10 protein-coding genes are annotated in these 12,089 nt (G+C 62.4%); 4 read left to right on the forward strand and 6 right to left on the reverse strand.

The window, feature by feature from the left end:
* Positions 1–97 precede the first annotated feature (97 nt).
* Together R5N89_RS01105 and R5N89_RS01110 are read left to right on the forward strand one after the other, a co-directional pair.
* Positions 98–2,143: a M1 family metallopeptidase gene (locus tag R5N89_RS01105; RefSeq protein ID WP_244192105.1), complete on the forward strand. Its 2,046-nt coding sequence runs from the start codon at positions 98–100 to the stop codon at positions 2,141–2,143.
* Between the two features lie 253 nt (positions 2,144–2,396).
* Positions 2,397–4,817 (forward strand): TonB-dependent receptor, encoded by a 2,421-nt coding sequence (locus R5N89_RS01110; protein ID WP_208624646.1) that lies wholly within the window; start codon positions 2,397–2,399, stop codon positions 4,815–4,817.
* 136 nt (positions 4,818–4,953) lie between these two features.
* Here the strand turns inward: R5N89_RS01110 and R5N89_RS01115 are convergent, their stop codons facing one another.
* The gene (locus tag R5N89_RS01115; protein ID WP_244192106.1) at positions 4,954–5,484 is read right to left on the reverse strand and encodes a hypothetical protein; all 531 of its coding nucleotides are present in this window, start codon (positions 5,482–5,484) and stop codon (positions 4,954–4,956) included.
* Between the two features lie 179 nt (positions 5,485–5,663).
* Here R5N89_RS01115 and R5N89_RS01120 point away from each other — a divergent pair, with 179 nt between their 5' ends.
* Complete coding sequence (locus R5N89_RS01120; RefSeq protein WP_110567917.1) at positions 5,664–5,855, forward strand: hypothetical protein; 192 nt, start codon at positions 5,664–5,666, stop codon at positions 5,853–5,855.
* A 225-nt stretch (positions 5,856–6,080) separates the two neighbouring features.
* Here the strand turns inward: R5N89_RS01120 and R5N89_RS01125 are convergent, their stop codons facing one another.
* From R5N89_RS01125 to R5N89_RS01145, 5 genes are all read right to left on the reverse strand, one after another.
* Positions 6,081–7,031, reverse strand: a complete 951-nt coding sequence (locus R5N89_RS01125) for an HlyD family secretion protein (protein WP_110567919.1) — start codon at positions 7,029–7,031, stop codon at positions 6,081–6,083.
* A 12-nt stretch (positions 7,032–7,043) separates the two neighbouring features.
* Positions 7,044–7,238, reverse strand: coding sequence for a DUF1656 domain-containing protein (locus tag R5N89_RS01130; RefSeq protein ID WP_110567921.1), 195 nt, complete (start codon positions 7,236–7,238; stop codon positions 7,044–7,046).
* Positions 7,238–9,310: an FUSC family protein gene (locus tag R5N89_RS01135; RefSeq protein ID WP_110567922.1), complete on the reverse strand. Its 2,073-nt coding sequence runs from the start codon at positions 9,308–9,310 to the stop codon at positions 7,238–7,240. Before R5N89_RS01135 ends, R5N89_RS01130 begins: the two co-directional genes overlap by 1 nt.
* A gap of 98 nt (positions 9,311–9,408) precedes the next feature.
* Positions 9,409–10,806 carry a siroheme synthase CysG gene (cysG, locus tag R5N89_RS01140; protein WP_110567924.1) on the reverse strand — a complete coding sequence of 466 codons (1,398 nt, stop codon included), beginning with the start codon at positions 10,804–10,806 and terminating at the stop codon, positions 9,409–9,411.
* Positions 10,807–10,891: 85 nt separating this feature from the next.
* Complete coding sequence (locus tag R5N89_RS01145; RefSeq protein ID WP_019087433.1) at positions 10,892–11,041, reverse strand: hypothetical protein; 150 nt, start codon at positions 11,039–11,041, stop codon at positions 10,892–10,894.
* A 176-nt stretch (positions 11,042–11,217) separates the two neighbouring features.
* On the opposite strand from R5N89_RS01145, the gene panC reads away from it, so the two are divergent.
* A complete protein-coding gene (gene panC, locus R5N89_RS01150) occupies positions 11,218–12,075 on the forward strand; it encodes a pantoate--beta-alanine ligase (RefSeq protein WP_110568071.1) in 858 nt (285 codons plus the stop codon).
* Positions 12,076–12,089: the final 14 nt, after the last annotated feature.

The raw sequence follows: 12,089 nt of genomic DNA on the forward strand, positions 1-12,089 counted from the left end.
TAAAGAAGTTTTTGGTGAAGCTTTTTTCAACAAGCTTCGAACAACGCCGCAGCACATTATCGGCCCCCGATCAGGGGTGATGAGGAGACACCCCCTGATGTCAGCCCCTTACATGATGCGGCTTTGCTATCTGGCGGCCTGTGGCGTGCTTGTCAGCCTGTCGCCCCGGCCGGTTCGGGCGCAGGTTGCGGTGCCGGACCCCAACCAGATCTTCAGCCCGGTCGTGATGCCAACCCCGGTCAGCGCCTACCGCTCGGGTGATGGCACACCAGGGCCGATGGCATGGAAAAACCAGGCTGATTACCGCATTGCCGTCACCCTTGACCCCACGACCCATGAACTCTCGGGCGAGGAAACGGTCACCTATCACAACAACAGCCCGAGCAGCCTGCCGGTGCTGTGGGTGCAGCTTGACCAGAACATGTACCGCGCCGACAGCAGGCGGGCCGGCCTGTCCAGCCCCGCTGGCGCGCCGCATACGGATGGGGTGCAGATCGGGGCGGTGACCCTTATGGAGGGCACCGCCACGCATGAGGTAACGCCGCTGATCTCCGATACCCGCATGCAGATCACCCTGCCACACCCGCTGGCGCCGGGCAGGACGCAGGTGTTCCGGGTGCGGTGGCATTACACCATGCCCGGCGCATGGGGCGGGCGCACGGCGGTCAGCCCCTCCAAAAACGGCGATCTTTACGAAATCGCCCAGTTCTACCCCCGCATGGCCGTGTTTGATGACGTGCACGGGTGGGATACGCTGCCCTATGTGGGCGATGAGTTCTATCTCGATTACGGCAATTTTGATTACGCGGTGACCGTTCCCGCCAGTTTCATGGTCGTGGGCTCAGGCGCGCTGGTCAACCCGGCGGAGGTGCTTTCACACGCGCAGCAGCAGCGCCTTGCGCAGGCCCGGCGTAGCGAAACGCGCGTCATGATCCGTGATCAGGCGGATGTGGAGGCGGCAGCCCACGCGCCGCCCGCAGGCAGCCGCACGTGGCGCTTTCATATGGACAGCACGCGCGACGTGGCCTTCGTCGCCTCGCCCGCCCTGTTGTGGGATGCAGCCAGGCTGGACCTGCCGCCCATCGCCCCCGCGCCGGGCATGAAGCCCGAGGCCCGGCTTGGCATGTCGGTCTACCCCGTTGAGGCCATGGGGCCGCAGGCATGGGACCGCTCGACCGAATACGTAAAACACACGATCGAGTATTTCTCGCATGACTGGTACCCCTACCCGTGGGCCACGGCCATCAATGTGGGCGGCCACGGCGCGGGCATGGAATATCCGGGCATCGTGTTCGATGGCATGAAGGACCGCGATGCCAAGCTGTTCTGGATCACCACCCATGAACTTGGCCACACGTGGTTTCCCATGATTGTCGGCTCGAATGAACGCCGCAACGGCTTTATGGATGAAGGCTTCAATACGTTTATCGATTCACTGGCGTCGCTGCATTTCAACAAAGGCGAGTTCGCGCCCAAGCATGATGGCGAATACGCGCCCGATACCGGCAGGCCCGCGGATGATATCGTCAAGGTGCTCAAAGACCCGGTCTACCAGCCCATCATGGGGCCTTCCTACATCCCCGGCAGGGGCGACCGGCATGCCATCGCGTATTTCAAGGCGGCTTACGGGCTGGAACTGCTGCGCAGCCAGATCCTTGGCCCCGCGCGGTTTGACCCGGCCTTTCGCCACTACATTGCCGCCTGGGCCTATCGCCACCCCACGCCGTCGGACTTCTTCCGCCTGATGGAAAGTGACGCGGGGGAGGATCTGTCATGGTTCTGGCGTGGCTGGTATTTCACCAATGCCGCACCGGATTACGCGCTGGCGGGGCTGGAATATGTCAAGAATGACCCGGCAAAAGGCGTGCAGGTAAAGGTGCGGAACAAGGGCGCCCTGCCGCTGCCGGTTACGTTGCAGGTAACATGGGCCGATGGGGCGACCACGCGGCGCATCCTGCCCACCGGTATATGGGCGAAGGGCAATGAGACCGTCGTGTTCCTGCCTGATGGCAGGCCGGTGCGCTCTGCCATTCTCGATCCCGACCACGCCATTCCTGACATCGACCGCAGCAATAATGAAAGCACATCCATAATACCGGAGGGCGCTGGCATGGTCGTGGCGCGGCGCAACCTCAAGCCGTGACGCCCGGCCATGCGCCCCGGCGGGCGGGGGAACGTAAAGGAGATGTTTGAAAATATATAATGACGTATAAAAAATAAATCATGGATATGGCAGAATAAATTTGTGATCCCGACTGCCTTCATAAAAAATTCACGCAAGTAACCACTGTTGTTTTGTGGGTGTGGCACTGCTGCACTGTCATGAAACCTTCACATCAAAAAGAGTAACCGCGCTGATAGACGATGATTCGCCTTCTCATCGCGGAGATCTTCAGGTGTCGATCAAGTTACTATGTAATGGTCATGTTGCTTTTGGTCTGTTCTGTTCTGCCCTGGCGCTCTCCACGGCGCATGCACAGACGGTCCAGCCTGCCCTCAGGGAAAAAAATCCTGAGCGGGCACCGCATAAAAAGATGGCCGGGGCGCGCAGTGATGATGCGCGGCCTTCTGCCGCCAGTGTCGAGCAGATCATGGCAACGGCCCGTCGCACGCGCTCCGAGCAGACCGTCAACCGCACCCAGTTGCAGCGCATCCTGCCCGGCATCAACCCGGTCAAGGCGCTTGAGATCCTGCCGGGCGTCGTGTTTGAAAATGCTGACCCGTGGGGCAATAACGAACAGAATTCATCGCTCTACATCCACGGCTTCAACCAGAACCAGCTCGGCTTTACGCTTGATGGCGTGCCGCTTGGCGACCAGTCATATGGCAATTATAACGGTCTCTCCCCCCAGCGCGCGGCCATAAGCGAAAACATCGGCTCCGCTACCGTTGCAACGGGTGCGGGCGCGCTTGGCACGGCCTCGACCAGCAACCTTGGCGGCTCGCTGGAATTCACGACACAGGACCCGCTGCACAAGGCCGGTGGCCAGCTTTCCCAGACCTTTGGCAGCTGGTCCACCTTCCGCACCTTTGCCCGGGTTGATACGGGTGATTTTGGCCATAACAATGCGGCCTATGTTTCATGGGCGCGACAGGATGCGCGGGCCTGGGACTTTGCAGGCCATCAGGGCGGCAATCAGGTCAACGCCAAGTTCGTGCATGACGGGTCGCACGACAGGATCACGACTTTCTTTGACTGGTCCGACAAGGTGGAACCCAATGAGGACGGGATTGTCGAGCCATCAGGCGGCAGCATGTACGTACGCCCGTTCCTGTACCCCAACCTGAACGAAGCCGTGAACTATTACAAAAACGCAGCCAATATTGCGGGCAATAATTACCGTAACTATTACTCTGATGCCCAGCGTGAGGATTTCCTGGCCTATACAAAATGGACACATGATTTCAGCGCGCACCTGCACTGGACCAACCAGATCTACTACCATCATGACATGGGCGAGGGCGTCGTGGCCGGCCCGATCAGCGCGGCCGGATTGCCGACCCTTTTCGGGGCCTATTTCCCCAATCAGTCTTCCACCGACCTGTCCAACGTGTTTGGCGGCTCGGGCATGGCAACGCGCACGACCGAATACTGGGATAATCGTGGCGGCCTGATGTCCACCCTGCGCTACGAGGTGGGCCACCACCATATTGAACTTGGTGGCTGGTACGAGCGCAACAACAACACCCAGGCCCGGCGCTGGTATGCCTTTGACATCAATAACCCCACAACACCCTATGACCGCCAGCAGAACCCGCTGATCCACCAGTACACCAACTATTTCTATACCAATACCTGGACCACGCACCTGCAGGATAGCTGGCAGATCACCAAAAACTTCATGCTGAATGCGGGCTTCAAGTCGGAGCTGGTCTATACAAACGGCACCCTACCGGTTGCTGCCCTGCCGGGATCACTCTCCCCCAAAACGGCTGAAACCATTCCCGGCGGCCGGATTGCGGCGGTCAGGCCGTTCCTGCCTTCCTTTGGTGCATTGTGGAATTTTACGCCGCATGAGCAGTGGTTCGCCAACATTCAGGAAAACATGCGCTCGTTCCAGGATACGGGCTACGGCAATGCCAGCCCCTGGGGCATGACCAGCCAGGAGGCATTCGAGAACTTCAAGAAAAACGGCAAGCCCGAAACGGCATGGACCTACGAAACCGGCCTACGTACCAACCGCAGCGTCAAGCTCGGCCCACTCACCCATATCAGCGGGCAGCTTGAATACTATCACGTCCATTTCTCCAACCGCCTGCTTGCCGTAGCCTCATCGGCTTACAATAGCAACGTTTCCTATATTATTGGTTCATCCACTATTCTGACCAATGTCGGTTCCGTTTCGACCGATGGCATGGATTTCTCGTTCACGGCACAGTTCGGGCCGCATTTCTCTTTCTATAATGCGCTGTCCTATAACAAATCTGTCTATAATGATGATTATTTTTCAGGCACCACACAGGTGCATACGGCGGGCAAGAATGTTGTCGGCCTGCCTGACTGGACCGAAAAATTCGTGGCCTCCACCAACTGGGGCAATTTCTATGGCCAGTTTATCGGTGATGTCATCGGCCGCCGTTACACGACCTATACCAATGACCTTTCGGTCAAGTCCTATGCTCTGTTCAGCATCAATGCCGGTTATACCATCAAGGGCATTCCGCATGTGCAGGGGCTCAAGGTGCAGGGCAACATCACCAACCTGACCAATACCCGCGCCTGGTCCACCCTCAACACCTCGCAGGCCAGCGGGCAGTATACGGCCTACCCGATGGCGCCGCGCATGTTCTTCCTGACGGTTGGCGCAAGCTTCTGATCGGGTGGTAAAGACTTTTTTCTAGAAACTACTAATATATTGGAATTACAAAAGTTTTTGGTGAAGCTTTTTTCAAAAAGCTTTAGACGGTGTCGCCTTTTTGGAAAAAGGTGACACCGTCCGTGGCTTCTGCCCGCTAGAACCCGTTCACCGTCGTCTGCCCGGTGGCCATGGAATATGAGCAGGCGCGGTCGCCATCGGTTACGACCAGCCAGATGATGTTGCGCAGCCCGATATAGAACTGCCCTGCATCGCGCAGCGAGGTGTAGCCATGGTGGCGGAACCATGAGGCGATGATGGTGGTGGGCTGGTTGCCAAACGATTTGTGGATCGTATCAAGCAGCTTGTCGCATTGCGCGCGGCTGAAGCTGTCATGGTTCTGGTACCATATGCCCACCAGGATGCTGTTGCGCCTTGGGTCAAAATCGGCCACCGGCACCATGTCGCTGTCATAGGTGTCGGGCAGGCTGTCAATTTCGTGCTGCATGGCGCGCTCGGCGCGGATCAGGCCAAGGTCCATCATGGTCAGCTTGTCGGAAAACAGGGTGCTGATGACCTGTGAGGCCGGTGTCTGGGCCGCAGCGGTGGCACACCCCCACCCCAGCAGGGCAAGAAACACGAACAGATGGCGCAAGATATCCCCCATGGCGGACTGAAGTCGGTTCATCCTTGTCATGGATGGGCGGGCATGATGGCGCGCGCCGTGGCGGCAGCATTCATGTCATGACAGGAATTAAATAAAAATAACCTTTCAGGCCATATATGTTGACTTGAATGTTATGCACATAAGACTTATCTGCCATGAACATAACGACTGACTTGGCGATAAACGGGAGTGCGCGCGATATGACACGGATGAAACTTGCCCTGCGTGGCTGGTTGCAGGTGCTGTGGGGCCAGATCGTACGCGAAACCGGTTACGCCATCAGCCATGAACGCCTGCAGCGCCGGGGCCTGCTGATTGAAAAGCTCGGCCATGGCCTGCTGTACCGCGCCCATCGCCTTGAGGCCACGACCGCCCGCGCTACGGAAGGCTGAAGCCGGGTGCGGCCATCGTGCCTGTTATTTGCAGGATTCGTGACAAACGTGCCCGTTTTCCCCTGTTTCTGACAGGTCTTTCCACAGGGTTGCCCGAAAATCCTTCCCCCGAATCTGGGGATAAACCAAGCCCCGCAGTGCTGATGAAAAAGAAAAAAAGCTTTGGAAGACGTCGCCTTTTTGAAAAAAGGCGACACCCAAAAGCTTTTATCACTTCACCTGCCTTTAACGGTGCCCCGCCAGATGCTGCATGTCATCGCCCACATGCCGCAGTGCGTCACGCACCGACATGTGGCGGCGGTTTCCCGCCTCTGATACGACCGTGACGGTAGCGGTCATGCCCGCGGCCAGCACGAGGCCGGGCGGCACGGTATCAATATGCACCCGCACGGGAATGCGCTGCGCCAGCCGCACCCAGGTATAGACCGGGTCCACCGCCGGCAGGCCCTGTATGGAGGTGGCGGCGTTGTTGCTGGCAATGCCGCGCGTAATGCTTTCCACATGGCCGAACAGCGGTTCATGAAACCCCATCAGGTCCAGCCGCACGGGTTCGCCTTCACGGATGGAATGGATTTTCGTCTCCTCGAAATAGCCATCCACCCAATAGGAATCCGCATCGATGATCTGGATGTTCACATGCCCTGCGCTGGCATAGTCGCCCGCGCGCATGGTCAGGTTGGTGACATAACCGTTGATCGAACTGCGCACTTCGGTGCGCTCCAGGTCGATGCGCGCCTGCCGCAGATCGGCCAGGGCCGAGGCATACTGCGCTTCCGCCTGCTGGGCCACGGCCTCGAACTGCTGCTTTTCCTCGCCCGATACCGCCACGCCCGAGATCTTCTGGCGGCGTTCGTATTGCGATGTCTTGAACTCAAGGTCGGCACGGCGTTCGTTGACCGCCGCCTCGGCAATATCCACCTTCACCCGGAAGTCGAACGGGTCGATCACGTACAGCACGTCGCCCTTGTGCACGAAGGCGTTGTCATGCACGCGCACTTCATTGATCTGGCCCGAAATGCGCGGCGCGATATTGGCCACCTGCGCGCGGACCTGCCCGTTCCGCGTCCACGGTGAGGCGGTATAGTAATCCCACAGCACGATCACCACGATGGCCGCGACACAAAGAATGGTCGCGGTAATGGCCAGGCGTACGAAGCGGTTTGCATATGCGAACACGTCAGCAGTCTTTCACAACATCAGGGTATACAGGCCGACAAGGCAGATCAGCAGGCCGAACTGGGCCAGCGGCGGGTTCCACACAAAGCGCCACAGGTTGAACCACGAGAGTGCCACCCGCAGCACGAGCAGCGTGCACAGCGCCAGCCCGAGATTCATGACAAAGGCCGAGACCAGCACGCCTTCCACATCCACAACCTGCCGCATCAGCCTGCCTTCCCTGTCTTGATGATGCCGTAATGGCGCAGCCGCGGTTGGGCCGCGCGCCATGAGTGCAGCACCGCATCGAGCCCCGCCAGCAGGTTGATCGCGGCCACCTGCTCGGGTTGCGGCAGGTGGGCGGAGGGGGCGGGCACGGCGGCACAGGCGTGTTGCAGGCGCGCGTCAAGATCGCCCCATGGCGCGTGCAGTTGCAGTTCGCGTGCCGCCAGTTCGGCCGCGGGCCGCAGCAGGGCGTAGCCCGTGGCCTGGCGGGCATAGACCCGCGCCCGCGCCAGCGCGCCATCGAGTTCGGTAAAGGCGGTAAAGCTTTCAAGCTGTCGGGTATTGCTGGGGCTGGAGGGCAGGCGGTCGCACCAGAACTGCATCTGCGCCAGCCGGTCATAGGCGCGGGTGAGGCGGGTCGGGCCATCGGCCTCGCCCCGGCCCGCCATCTGGCGTTCAAGCGCGCGCACGATGGTGGATGCCATCCAGAAGCGCTGCCTGCGCGCTGATGGCGGAAACAGCAGCACGAGGATGATGAAGGCCAGCAGGGCGGCGAGCAGATAGAAGATGTTGCGGTTGAGGAATTCGGTCGGGTTGTAGCTCTGGTGGTTGTCCAGCCCCAGAATGGCGAAGAAGAACACCCCGTAATTGAACCCGATCGCAGCCGTGCCCGGGCGCATGAGCAGCAGGCAGGCCAGAAAGGTCTGCGGCAGCAGCGCCAGGGCAAGGAAGGGCATGTCCGCCCCGTGCAGAAGCACAAAGAAGTTCAGTGCCGCCGCCGCCAGCACGCTGCACGGAATGCCGATCACCGCCCCCATGCCAAAGCGGGCCGTATCGACATTGGTGGCCGCCAGCGTCAGGGTCAGCGCGGTCTGCGCCAGCGCTACGGTCGCACCCGGCAGGCCGGTGATCACGCACACCCCCGCCGCGAACGAGAAACCCACCAGCACCCGCAGCGCCCCGATGAAGGCAAGCAGGATGTTGGGTTGCGTTGCGATGGCAATGGTCTTGCTGTCAGCAGCGCTCCCGGTGCCATCGACCAGCATCTGCTGGCCTGCATGCAGGCGCACGCGGGCGGTGAGCATGCGGGCCGCGCGCTCTATGGCGAACGCCTCATCGGCATTGGGCGCATGGGCGGGGCGTTCCTCCGTACGGATGGCCTCGAGGATGCGCAGCGTAAACCCCGCCTGATCCAGCCGCAGGTCGGTCTGGCGCGCGATGCGGGCAATGGCGTCCTCCACAGCGGGGTCAATGTTGCCATGGCCCGTGTGGCGGCCAAGGCCACGCGCGCAGTCCAGCACCGTCAGCATGGACACCATGGCCAGGCGCGCCCCGTTGGTCCGCGTGCCGCCACGCTCGAATTCCGTGCGGGCATAGGACAGGCGCGTGGTCAGGGCCAGAATGCCCCCGGCCAGCTTGATGTCGGTCTGCGCGCCCCGGTCATACAGGTGTTGCAGGGCCGCGCGCGCGGTCTCGCTGATGGGGCGGGTGAGCTGCTTCAGCCCGGCTGCCAGCCCGCGCGAGGCCTCGGGCGAGCCGGAGATGATATTGACCACCGCCACCGCAAACACCCCGATGGTGATGGCGGAGGCACGCGAGACGGCAATGTTGAACACGTTCTGCGGCGTGTCGATGCAGTTGACCGCCACAAGTGCGACCGTATAGCCCGACAGCAGCGCGCCATAGGAGCGGAAGTCACGCTCGAGCGACCCCACGAACGCACACGCCGCCAGCCACAGCGCCACGCCGCCCAGAAACGGCCCGCGCTGCTGGTTCCACACCGCCACGAGCACGATGGACACGCCCATGCCCACCACCGTGCCGACAATGCGGTAAAATGCTTTGGAGAGCGCCTGCCCGCGCAATGGCTGCGCCAGGATCATGACGGTCACGCCCACAAGCAGCGGGTTGTCGATCTGGACCCAGAATGCCGTGGCCAGCCCGATGACAAGCGAGAACCACGTGCGCAGGCTGAAACCCAGCCACCCGGGCGGCAGCCGCTCGGCCCAGGGGAAATGGAGACGTGCCATATCGCGCAGGCGATGCCCTGCGTTAGCTGCCGATGTGTCGGACATGGCCTCCCTGACCGTCTGGTGGTCTTGGCATTCCATACAACGGAAGTTGCAGCAAAATCATAACAAATGATGTACGGCGTCCTGCCTTTCGGCGGGTTTCATGCAGGCGAGAGCACCCGGTGGCGCACCACTTCGCCCACAATGATCAGCGCGGGGCTGGCTACGCCCGCCTGCGCGGCCTGCGTGGGCAGGTTGCCCAGCGTGCCGGTCAGCACGCGCTGGTCGGCACGCGTGCCGCGCTCGACAATGGCGGCGGGCCACTGGGGCGGCAGGCCGTGTTCGATCAGCTTCGCGCACAAGGCGGGCAGGGCGGAAACACCCATATAGATCACCACCGTCTGGCCGGGGCGGGCCATGCTGTCCCATGGCAGGTGCAGGGTGCCGTCGGCGCGGGCGTGGCCGGTCACGAACAGGCAGGCCTGCGCGCAGTCGCGGTGAGTGAGCGGAATGCCCGCATAGGCCGCGCAGCCATTGGCCGCCGTAATGCCCGGCACCACCTGGAAAGGAATGGCGGATTCAAGCAGCGCCTCGATCTCTTCTCCACCGCGCCCGAACACGAACGGGTCGCCGCCCTTGAGCCGTAGCACGCGCTGGCCCGCCTGCGCGCGGCGGATCAGCTCGGCGTTGATCTCCTCCTGCGGCATGGTGTGCCTGTTGCGCTGCTTGCCCACGAACACCAGCTCCGCATCGCGGCGCACGCGGTCGAGCAGGGCGGGCGAGAGAAGCTGGTCATACAGCACGCAGTCGGCATTCTGCATCAGGTGCAGGGCGCGCAGCGTGAGCAGGTCCGGGTCGCCGGGGCCTGCGCCCACCAGCCAGACCTCGCCCCGGGTGGCGGTGGTGGCGATGATGTCATCAAGCACCGCGCGGGCGCGGGTGGTGTCGCCATTGCGGGCGGCCTGTGCGCCCGTGCCATCGAGAAAGGTTTCCCATACCTGCCTGCGCCGCGAGATGTCGGGGCAGGCGGTGCCCACATGCTCGCGCTGCTGCTGCATGAACACGGCCAGCGCCCCGGTGCCCTCAGGTATGGTGCTTTCCACCTGCTCGCGCAGGCGGCGCGCCAGAACGGGCGCGGCCCCGCCAGTGGAAATGGCGATGCGCACCAGCCCGCGATGGATCTGCGCAGGCGTGATGAAGGTGGAGGGCTGCGGGTCATCAACCGCGCAGACGGGAATGTTCATGCCGCGCGCGATGCCTGCCGCCTCGCGGTTGACATCACGATCATCGGTCGCGGCATAGACCAGCCGGCAGCCGGGCATGGCGGCGCGCAGCGTGGTTTCATCCGCCGTGGGCGCGATGCGGGTGATGCGGCCATCGTCTTCCCAGCGCTGCATCTCGGGATCGAGGCGGCCTGCAATCACCTCAACCCGCGCACGGTGGGCGAGCAGCAGGCGCACCTTGTTGGCGGCGATCATGCCGCCACCCACCACCAGCACCCGGACACCGTCCAGCCGCAGCGCGATGGGAAACCATGCGGGTTCGGAAATATTGGTCATGCGCTTGAAATCGCCGGGCGTGCCGGCATCCTGTCAACTGAGGAAAGCGTGTCGGTTCCGCGCCGGGCAGGGGCGTGGGGCGGGTTTAGTGGGAGGCGACGTTCTTCACCCCTTCGGCATAGCCCCAGCGTGCCCATGTCGAGCGGTCCTTGACCGATCCCGGCGTGTTGGTGGCACAGGCGGCCAGTGACAGCACGATGGCACAGATGCCAAGAACGGGAAGAAAACGGGCCAAAAAAACCTCCTGCACGACGCAGCCGCCAGCCTAGCAGAAAAGCCCCGCCATCACCACGCCCCGCGTGAAGGGATGTGCACGCGCCCCGCCCCTCGCCTGTTACGGCCAAAAGATGGTAAGCCGCACAGGCATGAAGCCCGTGGCACGCCGGGGCACGAACAGGGGAGTTGCCGCTGATGGAAACCGTAAGCACCGTGGCTGAACTGCGCGCGCATGTCCGTGCATGGAAAAAGGCAGGCGCGCGCGTGGGCGTGGTGCCGACCATGGGCGCGCTGCATGAAGGGCATCTTTCGCTGATGCAGGCGGCGCGCGCGCAGGCGGACCGGGTGATCGCGACTGTTTTCGTCAACCCCATCCAGTTCGACAATGCCGATGATCTGGCAACCTATCCCCGCACGCTTGAACAGGACGGGCGGCTCCTTGCCGGGGCCGGGGTGGACCTGCTCTATGCCCCCACCGTGGGGCAGATGTACCCGCCAGGCTTCGCCACGCGCATCAGCGTATCGGGCGTGTCGGAGGGGCTGTGCGGTGGCGCCCGCCCCGGTCACTTTGATGGCGTGGCCACGGTCGTGTGCAAGCTGTTCATGCAGACGCTGGCCGACTGCGCCTTTTTTGGCGAGAAGGATTTCCAGCAGGTGCAGGTCGTGCGCCGCATGGTGACCGATCTTGACCTGCCTATCGAGATCGTATCCTGCCCCACCCTGCGCGAGGCGGACGGGCTGGCGCTTTCCTCACGCAACCGGCGGCTGAGCGATGCGCAGCGGCAGGTGGCCGTGGCCCTGCCGCGTGCCCTTGCCGCCTGCGCGGACGAAATCGCTGCTGGCGCGGATGTGGCCACGGCGCTGGAGCGGGTGGCGCAACAGTTACGCGCGGCGGGCTTCGGCCCGGTGGATTACGTGGAACTGCGCCACGCAGCCAGCCTGCAGCCGCTGGCCACCTGCCCGCCCGGCACGCCCGCGCGCGTGCTGGCCGCCGCATGGCTGGGCGATGTGCGGCTCATTGATGGCATGGCCGTGCCCACGGTAGCAGGCTGAAGAAAGAGAAAAGT

This window comes from Komagataeibacter sucrofermentans DSM 15973 (assembly GCF_040581405.1).
Classification (GTDB): Bacteria; Pseudomonadota; Alphaproteobacteria; order Acetobacterales; family Acetobacteraceae; genus Komagataeibacter; species Komagataeibacter sucrofermentans.